The sequence below is a fragment of the Paraburkholderia elongata genome (assembly GCF_013177735.1).
Taxonomy (GTDB): Bacteria; Pseudomonadota; Gammaproteobacteria; order Burkholderiales; family Burkholderiaceae; genus Paraburkholderia; species Paraburkholderia elongata.
The window spans coordinates 1-17,533 of record NZ_WOEZ01000272.1 but is presented as its reverse complement, the minus strand read 5'-3'; the positions used below and the strand labels follow the sequence as shown (position 1 = coordinate 17,533).

At 61.9% G+C, this 17,533-nt stretch carries 13 protein-coding genes; 11 read left to right on the top strand and 2 right to left on the bottom strand.

What is annotated here, in order from left to right; all coding sequences use genetic code 11:
• The 7 genes from GNZ13_RS44945 to GNZ13_RS44915 form a co-directional block, all read left to right on the top strand.
• Positions 1-122, top strand: a 122-nt coding sequence (locus GNZ13_RS44945) for an MEKHLA domain-containing protein (RefSeq protein WP_172177176.1), incomplete at its 5' end; no start/stop codon positions are given.
• Between the two features lie 330 nt (positions 123-452).
• Positions 453-2,096, top strand: coding sequence for a fatty acid--CoA ligase (locus GNZ13_RS44940; protein ID WP_172177174.1), 1,644 nt, complete (start codon positions 453-455; stop codon positions 2,094-2,096).
• 22 nt (positions 2,097-2,118) lie between these two features.
• Positions 2,119-2,583, top strand: coding sequence for a MaoC family dehydratase (locus GNZ13_RS44935; protein ID WP_172177172.1), 465 nt, complete (start codon positions 2,119-2,121; stop codon positions 2,581-2,583).
• A gap of 52 nt (positions 2,584-2,635) precedes the next feature.
• Positions 2,636-4,342, top strand: coding sequence for an alpha/beta fold hydrolase (locus GNZ13_RS44930; protein ID WP_172177170.1), 1,707 nt, complete (start codon positions 2,636-2,638; stop codon positions 4,340-4,342).
• 76 nt (positions 4,343-4,418) lie between these two features.
• The gene (locus GNZ13_RS44925; protein ID WP_172177180.1) at positions 4,419-4,841 is read left to right on the top strand and encodes a phasin family protein; all 423 of its coding nucleotides are present in this window, start codon (positions 4,419-4,421) and stop codon (positions 4,839-4,841) included.
• Between the two features lie 73 nt (positions 4,842-4,914).
• Positions 4,915-5,748, top strand: a complete 834-nt coding sequence (gene phaZ, locus GNZ13_RS44920) for a poly(3-hydroxyalkanoate) depolymerase (protein WP_172177168.1) — start codon at positions 4,915-4,917, stop codon at positions 5,746-5,748.
• Positions 5,745-7,034 (top strand): DUF445 domain-containing protein, encoded by a 1,290-nt coding sequence (locus tag GNZ13_RS44915; RefSeq protein WP_172177166.1) that lies wholly within the window; start codon positions 5,745-5,747, stop codon positions 7,032-7,034. The genes phaZ and GNZ13_RS44915 overlap by 4 nt, the downstream gene beginning before the upstream one ends.
• 20 nt (positions 7,035-7,054) lie before the next feature.
• Here GNZ13_RS44915 and GNZ13_RS44910 read toward each other — a convergent pair whose 3' ends face one another.
• The gene (locus GNZ13_RS44910) at positions 7,055-9,835 is read right to left on the bottom strand and encodes a LuxR C-terminal-related transcriptional regulator (RefSeq protein ID WP_236002474.1); all 2,781 of its coding nucleotides are present in this window, start codon (positions 9,833-9,835) and stop codon (positions 7,055-7,057) included.
• A gap of 338 nt (positions 9,836-10,173) precedes the next feature.
• Here GNZ13_RS44910 and GNZ13_RS44905 point away from each other — a divergent pair, with 338 nt between their 5' ends.
• The 4 genes from GNZ13_RS44905 (at position 10,174) to GNZ13_RS44890 (ending at position 14,578) form a co-directional block, all read left to right on the top strand.
• Positions 10,174-10,920 (top strand): electron transfer flavoprotein subunit beta/FixA family protein, encoded by a 747-nt coding sequence (locus GNZ13_RS44905; RefSeq protein WP_172177165.1) that lies wholly within the window; start codon positions 10,174-10,176, stop codon positions 10,918-10,920.
• Positions 10,921-10,935: 15 nt separating this feature from the next.
• A complete protein-coding gene (locus GNZ13_RS44900; RefSeq protein ID WP_172177163.1) occupies positions 10,936-11,883 on the top strand; it encodes an electron transfer flavoprotein subunit alpha/FixB family protein in 948 nt (315 codons plus the stop codon).
• 14 nt (positions 11,884-11,897) lie between these two features.
• Positions 11,898-13,688, top strand: coding sequence for an acyl-CoA dehydrogenase C-terminal domain-containing protein (locus tag GNZ13_RS44895; RefSeq protein ID WP_172177161.1), 1,791 nt, complete (start codon positions 11,898-11,900; stop codon positions 13,686-13,688).
• Between the two features lie 80 nt (positions 13,689-13,768).
• Complete coding sequence (locus GNZ13_RS44890) at positions 13,769-14,578, top strand: SDR family oxidoreductase (RefSeq protein WP_172177159.1); 810 nt, start codon at positions 13,769-13,771, stop codon at positions 14,576-14,578.
• A gap of 97 nt (positions 14,579-14,675) precedes the next feature.
• Here the strand turns inward: GNZ13_RS44890 and GNZ13_RS44885 are convergent, their stop codons facing one another.
• Positions 14,676-17,312, bottom strand: a complete 2,637-nt coding sequence (locus tag GNZ13_RS44885) for a LuxR C-terminal-related transcriptional regulator (protein ID WP_172177157.1) — start codon at positions 17,310-17,312, stop codon at positions 14,676-14,678.
• Positions 17,313-17,533: the final 221 nt, after the last annotated feature.

Sequence of the window (17,533 nt, the reverse complement as noted above, 5' to 3'; positions counted from 1 at the left end):
AATCGGGCGTGCGCTTCTGGATCGAACGGGCTACTGTTTGGCAACTCACGGATTCGGCGGGAAACTATCAAGGTCAGGCCGCCATGATCCCTGAGGTGAAGTTCATTCGCGATAACGCTTGAGTTCATCGAGGTACCGGGTTCGTTCGAGCCCGTACCCGCCTGTCATTCGACGAACACGCCGGTACGCGATCCGCCCCGCGTGGCACTAAGCCGTCAAAACTGCCCCCTGATCTTCCCCGCCTCGAGCCATGCCCCCTCCGGCCGGCGTCAAGGGCCATACCCGCGCCGCGATCCTCGCCCCCCGTCGGCATTCTGAAAGCTCCCCTTTTCGGGGGATGGCTCCTCCCAGCGAACAATCCGATGATGGCATCACTCGGGATGCCACCGTGTGCGACACGCACCGACGGACCTTTGTCAGCCCGATCCATTTCTCGACTTCAGGAGATGTAGATGCAGGACGCCGTGCAGGGCTCGACGCCATCCCCCTATGCCTATCCGCTGCTGATCAAGCAACTGCTGCATACGCCGTTCGTTCAGGCGCCGGACCAGGAAATCGTGTACCGCGGCCAGCTGCGGATGACCTATGCCACGCTGCGGGAGCGCATCGCGCGGCTCGCCAATGGCCTCCATCAGCTCGGGGTGCGGCACGGCAGCACCGTGGCGGTGATGGACTGGGACAGCCACCGCTATCTGGAGTCGTACTTTGCGGTCCCGATGATGGGCGCCGTGCTTCAGACGGTCAATGTGAGGTTGTCGGAGGCGGAGATCGCCTACACGATCAACCACGCTGGCGCAGAGGTGCTGTTTGTCCACACCGATTTCCTGCCCGTCGTCGAATCGATCAAGGATCAGCTTGAAACAGTCCGCACATTCGTGTGGATCGACGAGCCGGGCAGTGAAGCGTGCGCGCACACCATTGCGTTCACCACGGAATACGAGGCGATGCTCGAAGCGAGCGCGACGAGCTACGATTTCCCCGACTTCGACGAGAACACCCGGGCCACGACGTTCTACACGACGGGAACCACGGGCCTGCCCAAGGGCGTGTACTTCTCGCACCGCCAACTGGTCCTGCACACCATCACCTTGATGGCGGCGCTGTCGAGCCCGGTATCGGGACAGCGCTTTCATCGCGGCGACGTCTATATGCCGCTCACGCCGATGTTCCATGTGCACGCATGGGGCATGCCCTACATCGCGACGGTACTGGGCGTGAAGCAGGTCTATCCGGGCCGTTATGTGCCCGATCGTCTCGTGCAACTGATCCGCGAAGAAGGCGTCACGTTTTCGCACTGCGTCAGCACGATCCTGCACATGCTGCTCTCGTGCGATAACGCGAAGCACGCGGACTTCAGCAAATGGAAGGTCATCATCGGCGGCGGCGCATTGCCGCACGGTCTCGCGCGCGCCGCGCTTGACCGCGGCATCGACATCTTTACCGGCTATGGCATGTCCGAGACCTGTCCCGTGTTGAGCCTCGCGCAACTTCCGCCGCACATTGAGCCGCTCGATCTCGAAGAAGAGGTACGCCTGCGCTGCAAGACCGGTTTCCCCGTTCCGCTCGTCGATGTGCGCATCGTCAACGAGAACATGGAAGACATCGCGCACGACGGCCGGGCCTACGGCGAGATCGTCGTGCGTTCCCCGTGGCTGACGCAGGGCTACCTGAACAATCCGGACGCGTCCGCGCAGCTCTGGACAGGCGGATACCTGCATACGCAGGACATCGCGAACATCGACGCGACCGGCAACATTCAGATCACCGACCGCATCAAGGACGTCATCAAATCGGGCGGCGAGTGGATCTCTTCGCTCGAAATCGAAAGCCTGATTTCGCTGCACCCGGATGTCTCGGAAGTCGCGGTGATCGGGATCAAGGATGAGAAATGGGGCGAACGGCCGGTTGCGCTAGTGGTGCTGAAGGCGGGCGCCGTGGTCACCGAAGACGAGGTCAAAGCGCACGTAATGGCATTCAGCAAGACAGGGCGGATCTCGAAGTACGCCGTGCCGCAGATCGTCAAGTTCGTCGACGCGCTGGAGAAGACGAGTGTCGGCAAGATGAACAAGAAGTGGTTGCGCGAGCAATTCGCCTGACCCGTCGCAAGGAGCAAACACGATGAGCATCAAGGAATACAGCGTCGCCACGATTGACGACTTCGTTGGCCGCGAACTGGGCGTGTCGGACTGGGTCGTTGTCGATCAGGCGCGTATCGACGCCTTCGCGGCATGCACGGGCGACAGGCAGTGGATTCACGTGGATGTTGAGCGCGCGAAACGCGAGAGCCCGTTCGGCAGCACGATCGCGCATGGCTATCTGACGCTTTCGCTACTGGCGGCGCTCGCGATCGAGATCGGACTCATTCCAGAGGACGCATCGGCTGGGCTGAACTACGGACTGGACAAAGTGCGCTTCATGACCCCGGTGAAAGCGGGAGGGCGGGTGAAAAATCGCGTCACGCTGGTCTCGGTGGAAAAGAAGGGCGGCGGCCGGATCATCGTCAAGACGATGAACGAACTGCAGATCGAGGGCGAGGAAAAGCCCGCGCTCATTGCCGAGACATTGGCGATGCTGGTCTCGTAAGCGCAAGCAGCGATGTTCGCGAAACGGATAGAGATGTTTGAGGAGCAGCAAGATGGCGACAAATGACGAAAGCAAGGCACGCAGTGAGCAGACGAACGACCTTGCGGCGTCTGCCGCAGAAGGCATGCTCGGACCGAATCCGTTCGTGGGACTGCGGCCGCGAGACATTATGGCAACCGCACAGCAGATCGGCGCCCAGGCGCTGCGGCAACCTGCATTGCTCATGGAGCAGGAGGCGGCGCTTGTCCGCGACCTGATCGCTGTACTTGGCGGTAGTGCGGACGGTACACCGCCTCAGGGCGACAAGCGCTTCACCGACCCGGCGTGGCAGACGAATTCGCTTTACCGCATGGCGCTGCAAAGTTACGTGGCGTGGCGCAACGCGCTGACAGGGTTTGTCGACCGCTCCGCGCTCGACCCGAAAAGCAAGGAGCGCGCGCAGTTCGTGCTGTCGCTCTTCACCGATGCGCTGTCGCCGACGAACACGCTGCTCGGCAATCCGGCTGCACTCAAGAAAATCATCGATTCGGGCGGCGCCAGCCTGCTTGGCGGCATCAGGAATCTCGTGACGGACATGCTGCAGAACCAGGGGATGCCCTCGCAAGTCGACAGGACGGCGTTCAAGGTGGGCGAAAATCTCGGCACGTCGCCGGGCGCGGTGGTCTTTCGCAATGACGTGCTCGAGCTGATCCAGTACGCGCCGGCGACGGAGCATGTGTACGCCCGCCCGCAGCTGATCGTGCCACCCCAGATCAACAAGTTCTACGTGTTCGATCTGTCCGAAGGCAAGAGCATCGTCGATTACCTGGTAAAGAACGAGTTCCAGGTCTTCATGGTGAGCTGGCGCAATCCCACCGCCGCGCAGAGTCACTGGGACCTCGATACCTATGTTGCCGCGCTCCTCGAAGCGATCGCGGCCGTACGCGACATTACCGGCAGCGACGACGTCAATCTGCACGGCGCCTGCTCGGGTGCGATGGCGATTTCGGCGCTCCTCGGCCACCTCGCAAGCCTTGGTGACAGGAGCGTCAATGCGGCCACGCTGATGGTCGCCGTGCTGGACAACACGGCTGACTCGCAGCTCGGTCTCTTTGCAACGCCGGAGGCCATCGCGGCGGCGAAGCAGAACAGCACATCGAAGGGCGTGCTCGCCGGCGAAGAAATGGGCCGCGTGTTCGCGTGGATGAGACCCAACGATCTCGTCTGGAACTACTGGGTCAATAACTATCTGCTCGGTAAAGCGCCGCCCGCTTTCGACATCCTCTATTGGAACAACGACGCGACCCGGCTGCCGGCGGCGATGCATGGGCAACTGCTCGATATCTTCACCGGCAATCTGTTCAGCAAGCCTCGCGCGCTGACGGTCCTGGGTACGCCGATCGACCTCTCCAAAGTGACGTGCGACAAATACGTGGTAGCCGGCATGACCGATCACATCACGCCGTGGAAGGGCGTGTACAACACGGCGCGCACGTTCGGCGGCGATACACGCTTCGTGCTGAGTTCGAGCGGCCATATCCAGAGCCTGATCAACCCGCCGGGCAATCCGAAGGCGAAGTTCTTCCTCAATGCCGATTTGCCCGCCAATGCCGAAGCATGGCTCGCTAATGCCCAGGCTGAAAAGGACTCGTGGTGGGTCGACTGGCGCGCGTGGCTTGCCGACCATTCCGGCGAGCGGCGGCCCGCACCGGCGGCCGTGGGCAACGAGGGGCACCCCGCCGGCGTGAAGGCGCCGGGAACGTATGTCATGGAAGCATAAGGCACACGCACCGGCGCACTCATTGACCGCACGGTGGCCAACATTTTCTTAACGTAGTTTTATTGGAGTATCGATGATGGATTCAACCAATTTCAATAGCATTTTCGCCGAGTATAAAAAGGTCGTTGGACAGTTCAAGCTGCCCGGCGTCGACGTGGGCGCACTCCTCGAGTCGCGCCGCAAGGACATTGAAGCGATCGTCGAAGCCAACACGACCGCGCTGGCAGGCGTGCAGTCGCTCGCTCAGAAGCAGTCGGAGATCCTCCGCACTACGCTGACCGAATTGCAATCGCACGTCAGCCGCGTTACTCAGTCGGGAGCCCAGCCCGCCGCCAACACGGGCGAAGTGGTGCAGCAGGCACTCCACAAGGCGCTGGTGGACATGCAGGAACTCGCCGACACGGCATACCGTGCGCAGTCGGACAGCTTCGCCGTGGTCACCAAGCGCGTCGCCGAGCACGTCGAGGAACTGAAGACCCTCCTTCAGCCGAAGAAGTAATGCGACACAGCCCATGCGGCATGCCGACGCCTCGAATGAAGTGTCCTTCCAGAAGATGATCCGGAAACAAGAAATGCACACGAGCCCCGAGTCTCTTTGCAGCATGCAAATCCAGATGATCGATCTGGACGGTCAGACACTGCGTGTCGCAACATGGCGCGGCAGCGACGCTTCGCCGCCGCTGCTCATATTCAACGGCATCGGCGCCAACCTCGAACTGGTGGAGCCGTTCGTCACGGCGCTCGGAGACGTGAGCGTCATCATCTTCGACATTCCGGGCGTCGGTGGTTCGCCTGCGCCGGTCATGCCGTATCGCTTTTCGACGTTGTGTGTGTTGACCGACAAGCTGCTGACGCGGCTGGGCCTCGACGGGGCCGTCGATGTGCTCGGCGTATCGTGGGGTGGCGCGCTGGCGCAGCAGTTTGCGCATCTATATCCGGGGCGCTGCCGCAGGCTGATTCTCGCGGCAACCTCGCCTGGCGTCATCATGGTGCCGGCCAAACTGTCGGTATTGTCAAAGCTGATCGGGCCGCGCCGCTATACCGATCCCGCCTACCTGGAACAGGTGGGTGCGGAAATCTACGGGGGCGCATACCGGCGCAATCCGTCGCTGCTGAAGGCGCACAGCCGGCACATTCAGCCGCCGCGTGGCCGCGGCTATCTCTATCAACTACTGGCCGCTACGGGCTGGAGCAGCCTGCCTTGGCTCGGTGCGTTGCGCCAGACGACACTGGTCATGCACGGCAACGACGACCCGATTGTGCCGCTCACCAACGCGAAGATTCTCGTAACCCGTATGCGCGATGCGACGCTTTATGTGATCGATGACGGTCACCTGTTTCTTATCTCGCGCGCGAACGAAGTCGCGCCGGTGGTACGCAGGTTTCTCCGGCAGGAGGCGAGTTGAGTTTCTTTGCGGGCGGTAGCGATGGTGCGCGGCCGGCCACTGCCTATGCACGCGAAAACCACAAGGCAGGAGGCTTGAAGCGCATGCGGCGAACGGCGCTGTGCCTGCTCGCCCTCATGATTGCGTTGCTGTTCGCGTGTGTCGCCTGGCAGGTTGACCATTCATGGCTTGCGTGGCCGCGCGCGTTTGCGGAGGCCGGCACGGTCGGCGCGATCGCGGACTGGTACGCCGTTGTCGCGCTGTTCCGTCATCCTTTGGGTCTGCGGATCCCGCATACGGCGATCATTCCGCAAAGCCAGCAGCGTATTGCCGAGAGTCTCGGCAACTTCGTCGAAGAAAATTTTCTGACACCGGAACTCATCGTCGGCAGGCTGAGCGGCCACGATGCCGCACAGGCGCTTGCCCGGTGGCTGGCGCAGCCGGCGAACAGCCGCGGGGTCGCCGATATCGGTGCGAACGCCGTTGCAGGATTACTTGAGGGCATTGACGAAGCAGACCTCCAATGGATTTTCGACCGTGTGGTGATACCGCAGTTGCGTACGCTCGACGTATCCCGCGTGGCCGGCGACGTCCTCAAAGTACTGACTGAAGGCGAGCGGCATCAGCCATGGCTGGTTCATGGACTCGAAGCGCTGGAGAACTGGCTGACCGCGAACGTAGAAATGATCAAGGCCAAATTCAGCGAGGCCTCGAGATACACGCCCGCGCCGCTTGACGCCTATATCGTCAGGAAATTTGTCGAAGGCATCATTGCGCTCCTACGTGAAGCGGCGGCGAGCCCGGACCACGAGCTTCGCCGCCAGTTCGACGAGTCCTTGCAGGCGCTGATCGTGCAATTGCAGACATCGGCCGTGCACCGCCGTTTCGGCAAGTCGCTGATGCGCGACTGCATCCGTTATTTCAGGCATGCAGACTACTATCGCGTGCTGCTGGATCGTTTGCGCATGCGTGTGATCGCCGATCTCGGCCACGAGCAATCGGCCGTGCGCGACGCATTGGCGAGTATGCTGGTTTCGCTCGGCAAGCGGATCCGCCGTGAGCCTGCGCTTCGACACAAGCTGAACGCATGGTGGCTCGCGCTCGCGCACGAACTCGTCGTGCGCTATGGGCCCCAGCTGTCCGCGCTGATCACCGAGGTCGTAAAAGACTGGAATGCAGATGAAGTGAGCCGGAAGATCGAAGCGGAAATCGGCCGTGACCTGCAGTACGTCCGCATCAACGGCACATTCGTGGGCGGCATGGTCGGCGTGCTGCTGCACGCCGCCACACTCGTCGTCATGCGGTGAGACACGCGGTGGGACTCGCGCTAGCCGGCCTCGACCAGTCCCAGTGACTGCGCGCGTGCAACGGCGTGCGCGCGCTTGTCGACATCCAGTTTCACGAAGATGTTCTTGACATGAGTCTTGACGGTTTCGGGTGTAATCCCCAGGGTGCGCGCGATCTCCTTGTTCGACTGTCCTTGGGCAATCAGCTCGACGATGCCGCGCTCCCGCGCGCTCAACGACTCGCGCTCCGTGTCGCGCTTGGGGCCGGCGGTGGGCTCGTACAGTGCTCGCCAGCCGTCTAGCAGGCGATCGATGTAAGCGATGCTCTCCTTCGTCTGTGGGGTGGAACGCGTGTCGTCGCGAACCGCGCGCAGGAGCGGCCCGATTTCCGGCCCCTGGTCGAGAATCGAGCGGTAGATGCCGCTGTTGGTGCTCAGCACTTCGCGAAAGATTTCGACGGCACGGGTCCGTTCGTTCGCACGCAACCAGACGAGCGCGAGCACGGTGCGCAAGCGCAGGGCGAGATAGTCGCCGTGCCGCCTTTCGACGCTTTGCAAAGCGGATGTCAACGACCCGAGGGCCTCCTCTGTCCGGTTCTGGGCCATCGCCACCCAGGCCACCGCGATCGCGCGGTAGGTTTCGATCTCCGGCCAGACTGCATGCTCCGCGGCGGAACGGGACCCCACCAGCTGATCCAGTTGCACGATACATGCCGACGCTTCCGTTATCCTCCCTTGCGCAAGATAGAGCCGCGCGCGTTCGAGGAGGACGCCGGCAATCAACCGGTCCCAGCGGCGTGCATAACCCAGCGTCTGCGCCTGATGGAGCAACGCATAGGCCCGCTCGGCGTCGGAGCGCGCGATAGCGATCCGGACGAGCACGCGATAGGCGATCAAGGTGCTATCGAGCAGGACCGCCAGGTCGATCACCGGCATGAAATCGGCCAGTAAGGCTTCCGCCTCGTCGAGCCGCCCCTGCTCGTACCAGATCTGCGCAATCATGGGCGCGCACAAGGCGGCCGAGATGGATTTCGGACCGGCATGGCGCTCGGCGAGCTGCATCGACTCGGTGAAATAGCGCTCGGCGAGCGTGAAGTGCATCTGCTGCATTTCCGCGTGGCCGAGCAGGCATAGCCGGTAGACCGAAGCGAACACGTTGCGCTGGTCTTCCTCGATCGAATAGGGGATCCACGGTGTTGCGTGCAGCGCTTGCAGGTTGCCTGCTTTCCAGTGCCCGAAGCGCACGACGTTGGAGACGACGTTCGTGGTCCAGCTGTCTGTGGACGGCCGCTCGAGACACGCCTGTGCGATCGCAAGCGCGCGCGGCGGGTCGTCCTGGAGCGCGGCCACGACCGAGCGGATCGCCTGGCACTCCCAGCGGATGTTTTCGGCGGCGTCGCTCGAGCCAGTACCCGTGTCGCGCTCGATCTCATCGAGCATCGCAAGCGCTTCGTCGAAACGCATTGCAAGCGCCATCCCCCACGCGATCGCGAGCGTGATCTTGACCTGCCCGCGCATCAGATGCGCCGGGAACTGCCGTTGCCAGCCAAGCAGCGTGAGCAGGTCGCCCTTCCTGACGAGCGCCATCGCGCAGTGACCCATCAAGGAGACGGCGTCTTCCGGATCGCCCGCGGCGATCGCGTGCTTGACCGCGTCCGTCCATTGCACCTCCTGGGCGTACCACTGGCACGCACGACGATGCAGGTCCACCACTTCATCGCGATGCTGGGTTTCGAGCCGCCGGTGCAGGTACTCGCCCATGAGAGGGTGATAGCGGAACCAGCGGCCTTCGATATCGAGCGGTTCGAGTAGCAATTGGCGTGCCGAGATCGCGTCCAGCATGCCTTGTGCCGCCGCAATGCCGGTTACTGCTTCGCATAGCGACGCCGTCAGGCGCTCGAGTATCGACGTACGCAACATGAACTCGACCATGTCGGTCGGCAAACGCTTGAGTATGTCTTCAAGGTAGGCGGCGAACGGCCGGGACGCACCGGACGGCGCGCTCACGTTCGAATCCGGTTTGCCTTCGTCACGCGATAGCACCGAGGCGGAAATTCGCAGCGCCGCAGCCCAGCCTTCCGTGCTCGCGAACAGCGATTTGACGCTGGCAGCGCGCAGCCCGCCTGGGCATTCATGTTCGACAAAACTGCGTGTTTCGTCGAAGTTGAAACGAAGCGTCGACGCGTCGATTTCCAGCAGATCGTTCCTCGCTCTCAGGTTGGCGAGCGGCAGCGGTGGATCGGTCCGCGTGCAGACCACGACATGCACGTTCGACGGTGCGTTCACGATGAAGTACGACATGGCATCGTGAATGGCGGGCAGGCTGATCAGGTGATAGTCGTCGACGAATAGATAGACCTCGTCGTCGACGTCGACGAGTTCGTTGATCAGCGTCGACACGACTGTGTGCGCAGGCACGAGCGACGCCTCGGTTGCCAAGCTGACCGCGGACGCGCCGACGCCAGTGCAGGCGTTGCGCAATGCCTGCGCCAGATGATGGAAGAAGCGCGCGGGTTCGTCGTCCTCCGTATCGAGCGACAGCCACGCGACATAGGCGCCGCTTGCATTCAGCCCGTTGAGCCACGTGAGCGCAAGCGATGTCTTGCCAAAACCGGCAGGCGCCTTGATTACCGTGAGCCGTTTGTATTCCGCCTTCCCGGCGAGAGAGAGCAGGCGCGGCCGATCGATCAATCCCGCGGGCAGACGTGGCGGAAAGACCTTCGTTGCGAGGAACAGAGGCGGCCTGTTCGGGGACATCGCTTCTATCACGTGCATCAGTTGCTCCAGGCGTTCGGGTTGACCCTGACTGCCATTCCCGTCCATGCAAACGCGCTCCCCTGTAAGGGGGATTTTGCGCGGCGCCGCACTCAGACACTATGGATTCCAGCGAGGAGATCGAAGTTCCACAGCTGGACAACGGTGCGGCACGCCGGCCTGTCACGGGTGGTCGCCCCTCGGCGGGCGCGGCCTGAACGGGTGTTTTGCTCACGAAATGATACGCCCAACCACCTTGAGAAAGGGGACATGTCTACCGAATCGAATCGTATTGCGGTGCACAAACCCGGGCCGGCCGCGCGTATCCCGGACGAACAAAACGAAGCCGGGAGCGATCGGTTCACATGGCCGGCGTGGCGGAGTCCTTTATCGAAACGGAGTAGGCAATGAAAGTACTGGTTCCTGTCAAACGCGTCGTCGACGCGAATGTGAGAGTCCGCTTGAAAGCCGACGGCAGCGCCGTCGACATCGCGAATGTGAAGCTGTCGATGAACCCCTTCGACGAAATCAGCGTGGAAGAGGCCGTGCGTTTGAAAGAAGCCGGCTCGGCATCAGAGGTGGTCGTCGTGTCCTGCGGGGTGCAAGCCTGCCAGGAAACGCTGCGCACGGCGCTGGCGACAGGCGCTGACCGCGGCATCCTCGTCGAGACCGACGCCGAACTGCAGCCGCTCGCCGTAGCGAAGCTGCTCAAGGCGCTGGTGGACAAGGAGCAGCCGCAACTCGTGATGCTCGGCAAGCAGGCCATCGACGACGACGCCAACCAGGTCGGCCAGATGCTGGCGGCGCTGCTCGGCTGGCCGCAGGCGACCTTCGCCTCGAAGGTGAGCGTCGAAGCAGGCAAGGCGACCGTGACGCGCGAGATCGACGGTGGACTCGAGACGATCGAGGTCGACCTGCCGGCCGTCGTGACCACCGATCTCCGGCTCAACACGCCACGCTATGCGACGCTGCCCAACATCATGAAGGCGAAGAAGAAGCCGCTCGACGTGGTGACACCCGATGCTCTCGGCGTCGACATCGCACAGCGGCTGGCGACGCTGAAGCTCGCGGAGCCGCCGAAACGCGAGGCAGGCATTCGCGTCGCCGACGCCGCGGATCTCGTGGCCAAGCTGAAGAACGCACACGTCATCTGATCGGAAGGGGTAAACATGTCCATACTCGTTATTGCAGAACACGACAATCAGACGCTGAAGCTCGCGACGTTGAACACCGTCACCGCCGCTGCGCGTCTTGGCGACGACATTCATGTTCTCGTCGCCGGATCGCAATGCGCGACAGTGGCCGAGCAGGCCGCACGCATCGCCGGTGTGAACCGCGTGCGGGTCGCCGATGCGCCGCACTATGCGCATCCGCTGGCCGAGAACCTGGCCGCGCTGATCGCAACGGTCGCGGCCGACTACACCCACGTGTTGGCGCCCGCCACGACCACCGCGAAGAACGCGATGCCGCGCGTCGCCGCACTGCTCGACGTCGCGCAGATCTCCGACATCGTTGCCGTCGAGTCCCCCGATGTATTCGTGCGCCCCATCTACGCGGGCAACGTGCTGGCGACGGTGCGCAGCGCGGACGGCATCAAGGTCATCACCGTACGCACAACGGCCTTTGCGGCGGCGCCCGCCGAAGGCGGCGCAGCGGCGATCGAATCGCTCGCGCCGGCCGCCGAGGTCCCTGGCTCACGCTTCGTGAGCCAGCAACTGACCCGCTCCGAGCGTCCTGAACTGACATCGGCGCGGCGGGTGATCTCGGGCGGCCGTGGCATGGGCTCCGGCGAAAACTTCGCCTTGCTGGAGGACATCGCCAACAAACTGGGCGCAGCGGTCGGCGCGTCGCGCGCTGCCGTGGATGCCGGCTTCGCGCCGAACGACTATCAGGTGGGCCAGACCGGCAAGGTCATCGCGCCGCAACTCTATATCGCGGTCGGCATCTCCGGCGCGATCCAGCATCTGGCCGGCATGAAGGACTCGAAGGTGATCGTCGCGATCAACAAGGACGAGGAGGCGCCGATCTTTCAGGTCGCCGATTATTGGATCGTCGGGGATCTCTTCAAGGTATTGCCGGAGTTGTCCGCCGAACTGGACAAGCTGCAACAAAACTGAAACCGGAGACCATGATGAGCACCTACATTGCACCGCTGCGCGACATGCGCTTCGTAATGACGGAACTGGCCGGGCTCGGCGAGTTGTCTTCGCTGCCGGGCTTCGAAGAGGCGACGCCCGAACTCGCCGAGGCTGTGCTCGACGAGGCGGCGAAGCTCGCGACCGAAGTGCTGGCACCGCTCAACAAGCCCGGCGACGAGCAGGGCGCGCGCCTGACGAAGGACGGCGTGGTTGCAGCGGACGGTTTCGCGAAAGCCTACCGGCAGTTCGTGGAAGGCGGATGGAGCGGCCTCGCCGGCGACCCGGATTTCGGCGGCCAGGGGCTGCCCGAGTTGCTGAATGCGGCGACCGTCGAGATGTGGAATTCGTCCAACATGGCGTTCGCACTGTGTCCGCTGTTGACGGCGGGCGCCACGGAGGCGCTGAGGCAGCACGGCTCGGAAGAACTCAAGGGACGCTATTTGCCCAATCTCGTCAGCGGTGAGTGGACGGGCACCATGAACCTGACCGAGCCGCAAGCGGGCTCGGATCTCGCCGCCGTGCGCACGAAGGCGGTGCCCGAAGGCGACCACTATCGCCTCTATGGTCAGAAGATTTTTATCACGTGGGGCGATCACGATATGACGGGCAACGTCATTCATCTCGTCCTCGCACGCACGCCGGACGCGCCCGAGGGCGTGCGCGGCATATCGCTCTTTGTCGTGCCCAAGTTCCTGCTGAATGCCGATGGCTCTCCGGGGCAACGCAACGACGTGCACTGCGTGTCTCTTGAGCACAAGCTAGGCATTCACGCGAGCCCGACCTGCGTGATGAGCTTCGGCGATCAGGGCGGGGCGGTCGGTTATCTGGTGGGGCAGGAGAACAAAGGTCTCGCGCATATGTTCACGATGATGAACGAAGCGCGCCAGAAGGTGGGTATCCAGGGGCTCGCGATGGCGGAACGCGCTTATCAGCAGGCCCGCGAATATGCGAAGGAACGCGTTCAGGGACGGCTCGCGACGAGCAGATCGGGTGACACTGTCGCCATCATCCATCACCCGGATGTGCGGCGCATGTTGCTGACGATGAAGTCCCAGATCGAGGCGATGCGTGCTTTCGCGTACGTGATGGCCGCCGACATGGACCGGGCGCACCGTGACCCCGATGCCGGTGAGCGCGCACGTCGCCAGGCGCGTGTCGATCTTCTGATCCCCGTGTTGAAGGCATGGTGCACGGAGTTGGGCGTCGAGATTGCGTCGATGGGTGTGCAGGTGCACGGCGGGATGGGCTACATCGAAGAGACGGGCGCATGCCAGTTCCTGCGCGACTCACGAATCGCGCCGATCTACGAGGGCACGACGGGCATCCAGGCTGCCGATCTCGTAAGCCGCAAGCTCGCGTCGGATCGGGGCGAGGCGATGACGGAACTTGTCGCGGATATGCGTCAGACCGCACTGGAGCTCAAGCGCAGCACGGATACGCAAGTGGCCTCCGTTGGCACGGCGCTGGAGGCCAGCGTTCAGGCGCTCGACGATGCCACCGCCTGGATGCTGCACGCACTGGCGACTCACCCCGACGCGGCGCTTGCCAGTTCCGTCGACTATCTGATGCTCGCCGGCTACGTGTGCGGCGGGTGGCAGATGGGGCGCGCAGCGCTTGCTGCGTCAAGAAAAAGCGCAGCAAATGAAGACCCGGACTTCCATCGCACCAAGCTCGCCACTGCGCGCTTCTACGCCGACAAGGTCTTGCCCAAAGCGAATGCGCTTCTGGAGGCGATCCGCAGCGGTGCATCGAGCGGGTCGAGCCTCCCGATCGAGCAGTTCTGAGCGGCGATACAAGAAAAAACGTCGGCGCGCAAAAGCGGTTCTGACGTGTGTCTACCAAATGTGAAACGAAGGAGAGCAGTATGCAAATTGATATCGATTTCGGGAAGAGTCATGTGTTCGTCTTCGGCGGCACGAGCGGTATTAATTACGGCATCGCAGAAGCGTTCGCGCAGCGCTGTGCGTATGTCAGCGTCGCGAGCCGCAAACGCGAAAACGTCGATGCGGCAGTGACCACGCTCGCCGGTCATCGGGCGCAGGTCCGAGGAATGTGCGCTGACGTGCGCGACTTCGACGCGGTCGGAGCGGCGTTCGAAGATGCAGTGAGCCAATTCGGACCGATCGACGTGCTGATATCCGGCGCAGCAGGCAACTTTCTTTGCGAAGCGAGTTCGATGTCGGCAAACGGCTTTCGTGCCGTCGTCGATATCGATCTGATCGGATCGTTCAACGTGATGAGGCAGGCGTACCCACATCTGCGCAAACCCGGCGCGTCGATCGTGAACATCAGTGCGCCGCAAGCTACCGTGCCGATGCGCTATCAGGCGCATGCGGCCGCCGCGAAAGCCGGCATCGACCAGCTTACACGCGTGCTCGCGCTCGAATGGGGGGCGGACGGCATCCGCGTGAACGCCATCTCTCCCGGTCCGATCGACGGCACAGAAGGTTTTCGCAAGCTGATTGCGCGCTCGGAGCTGGCGTCAGCCGAGGCGGCAGTGCCACTGCGCCGTTTCGGGTCGACCGACGACATCGCAAATCTCGCGCTGTTCCTGGCGTCGCCCTATGCATCGTATGTGTCGGGCGCAGTCATTCCGTGCGACGGCGGCGGCGCGATCGATAGCGTCAAGCCTGCGCTCGAACGCGCCGGCGCACTCATGACGAGCGGGACCTGACGCACACGCGGCGGGCGCGAACAATCCGCGGGCAACCCACATCTCATCGCTATCCGGATGGCGGCGGTAGTCGGCAGGCCCGCTGCCTACCGGCGCTTTACCCTCTTCGTGACGCGCGAGGAATACCCAGGCCGCGCTGAATTGCCTCCAATCTGGTGCTTACCTGAAGCTTCTCGAAGATGTTCTTCAGATGCCATTTGACGGTCTCCGGCGCTATACGCAGTGCTCTCGCAATTTCCTTATTGGAAAGACCATGACCGATGTGATTGAGTATTTCGAGTTCCCGCGTACTAAGCAGCGCTTTGGCGTTCATTGCGTCAGTACGCTCCAGCTGAGCTGCCGGCAAATCGGGCGCATTGATCACAGCATCTGTGAACTTGATGTCGATTCCCTGCTGGTTCGGCGCGCTCTCCCGAAATTTGGTTAGCAGTTGCCGCATCGGCTGACCTTCGTCAATAAAACTTCTGATCATGCGGTTCACCTGCGCGTAACGTAGCGCTTCTGCGAGCGCGGCGAAGGCAGCGTCATGAGCCCCGTCCTGGTGCAGTGCAAGTGCCAGAATGATCGAAGTGCGAGCTGCAAGATAGACCATTCCGCGTTGCGATAGCTCTTCCTTTAGTTCCCCTAGTGATCTGATTGCTCGGTCAGTCTTCCCCAGAGAAATGTCCAACCTTGCATTCAAAGTGCACCAACTTGCCCATGTCTCGAGAAAGCTGCCCATCGACTTTGGCAAGTGACTGGAAATGAGCGTGGAAAGGGTCTCGGCGGTTTCCTGCGCGCGATTGACCCACCCGAGATCAAGACAAATTCGAACCTCCTCGGCATCGCAAGCGGCGCGTAATCGCAACCAGTCGCGCTCATGTGCGATCTCGCGGCCGTGTTCAAGCACTTGTAGGGCCAAGCCAAATTCGCCATTGCACACATGCAAGCGCGAGGCTGTGTAGCAGTAGCGAAGAATGGACCCGAGTGGGCACGCGTCGAAGGTAGTGCCCAATCGAGCATCGATTATCCGATGCGCACTGACGAGGTCATTGGCCTCATAGTAGAGTAACGAGAGGTAGCCTGATGGCAGCGCGGCAGCCGCAGAATCGGGGCCAACAGCGCTCTCCGCATAAGTCAGCGCGGATTCAAAACGCACCGTCGCTTCAGGAAGTTTGCCGTTCACCAGCAAGTTCAGACCGAACATGCTGGTTCGGTACACCCCGGCATATAGCGGTTCGTGACCGTGAATCTTTGTCGCGTCAGCGTCCAGGCGGATTCGCTCCACCTCGTCGGAGCGACCACCGTACAGGAGACCAAAGATCTGCGCCGCTTCCGAGAACCGCCTTACCCACGGCGACACGACAACACGCGAATCTGAGGCAATCTGGCCGAACTCGAGCGCACGTTCGCTTTCATCATCGAAACCGGCGATAGTTGCTTCGATCGTTGCCACTTCGGCGCGAAATGCTAAGTCGAATTGATCTTTGATGGTCAAAGTCTCAATGCCACCGCGAGCCATGTCGGATAGTAAAGCGCTCAGGTCGCTCCTGGCGTCTCGCATACGCATGAGCAACAAGAGGGACCAGATTTTCGCGATCCGAAGGCGCGGTCGCGAATTCACGAGATTGGCAGGCAGTTTCGTAATTAAGGCGAGGAGGGTGCCGACATCACTGCGTTCTAACAGCGCCATCGCGCATTGCTCTACCCATGCAGCGGCCTGAGCTGCCTCGCCTGCAGCTAGCGCGTGACGTACCGCCTCAGGCCAAAGCTGCTCCGAAGCGAACCACCGACTCGCGCGGCGATGGAGTTTTGGCAAATCGTCGGGGAATTGCAGGCTCGCGCGTCGCCTGAGTGCCTCGGAAAGCAGTGCATGGTAGCGAAACCACTTACGTTCCGGATCAAGCGACCGCGTGAAGAGATTGTTACGCTCAAGCCAGTCCAGCTTTTCCCAACTACGGGCGCCTGCTCCCATCAGAGCATCACAAAGCCGCGGACTCATTCGCTCCAGGATCGACGTGCGAAGTAGAAACTGAAGCATGGCCGCAGGGAGGCGCTCCAGTACCATCTCATGGAGGTAGGCGTCGACGCCCAGCCGGCTACTCATGAGATCTTGCGCAATTCTCCCTACGTCGCCAGTGCTGCGAAGTGAAAGTGATGCCAACTGCAGGCCAGCGATCCACCCCTCAGTTGCGTCGTGCAATAGTTCTACGCTTCGTCGGTCAAGGGTTACGGAACCTGTCTGGGCAAAAAACGCTTGTGCGTCATCGGCAGAAAAACGCAGATCAGACTCGCCGATCCGGAGAAGTTGGCCACCGATTTGCAAATGTCCTAGCCCGACGCGAGGCTCACTTCGAACCCCGAGCAAAATATGAAGATTCTCAGGCGCATAACGCAGCACACGGGAGGCGATAGCACGTACTGCGAGCGAGTCTAGCCGGTCGAAATCATCGAGGACCAAAAAGACCTGCTTCCCGCAGGTGCTGATCTCATTAAGGAGAATAGAGATCTCCGCTCGGGTAGGAGTCAACGGAGCATTGCATACTGCCGTCGCTGCTCGCGAACCGATACTGCCCGTGCCACGTAGGAACGAGGCCACCAGATATGCGCAGAACTGGTCAGGATCGTCGTCACCATCGAGACTGAGCCAGGCAATCAAATGTCCCTGAGCCCGCAGGATTTCACACCACTCCGCAAGAAGGGTCGACTTCCCGAAGCCTGCGGGTGCGATGACGAGCGTCAGGGAGTGATTCATCGCAGCACCCATCTGTCTCAACAGAGCATGCCGAGTCACACGGTAGCGCGGTGGGCGCGGAGGCGCCATCTTGGTCTGGATCAGGGAGATGCTCCAAGGGTGTTCGTCAGGAGCTATCGTGGATGAAGTCATTTGAGGCAATGGTCAGATTTTCCACATAATAAACAGCGTCGCTCGCCGAACGATAGGGGTTTTCCCAAGGCAGAGCGCCCCCCCCCAAA

Coding starts and splice junctions, on each gene's coding strand:
- GNZ13_RS44940 (WP_172177174.1), top strand. CDS start 453: ATGCAGGACGCCGTGCAGGGCTCGACGCCATCCCCCTATGCCTATCCG.
- GNZ13_RS44935 (WP_172177172.1), top strand. CDS start 2,119: ATGAGCATCAAGGAATACAGCGTCGCCACGATTGACGACTTCGTTGGC.
- GNZ13_RS44930 (WP_172177170.1), top strand. CDS start 2,636: ATGGCGACAAATGACGAAAGCAAGGCACGCAGTGAGCAGACGAACGAC.
- GNZ13_RS44925 (WP_172177180.1), top strand. CDS start 4,419: ATGGATTCAACCAATTTCAATAGCATTTTCGCCGAGTATAAAAAGGTC.
- phaZ (WP_172177168.1), top strand. CDS start 4,915: ATGCACACGAGCCCCGAGTCTCTTTGCAGCATGCAAATCCAGATGATC.
- GNZ13_RS44910 (WP_236002474.1), bottom strand. CDS start 9,835: ATGGACGGGAATGGCAGTCAGGGTCAACCCGAACGCCTGGAGCAACTG.
- GNZ13_RS44905 (WP_172177165.1), top strand. CDS start 10,174: ATGAAAGTACTGGTTCCTGTCAAACGCGTCGTCGACGCGAATGTGAGA.
- GNZ13_RS44900 (WP_172177163.1), top strand. CDS start 10,936: ATGTCCATACTCGTTATTGCAGAACACGACAATCAGACGCTGAAGCTC.
- GNZ13_RS44895 (WP_172177161.1), top strand. CDS start 11,898: ATGAGCACCTACATTGCACCGCTGCGCGACATGCGCTTCGTAATGACG.
- GNZ13_RS44890 (WP_172177159.1), top strand. CDS start 13,769: ATGCAAATTGATATCGATTTCGGGAAGAGTCATGTGTTCGTCTTCGGC.
- GNZ13_RS44885 (WP_172177157.1), bottom strand. CDS start 17,312: ATGAATCACTCCCTGACGCTCGTCATCGCACCCGCAGGCTTCGGGAAG.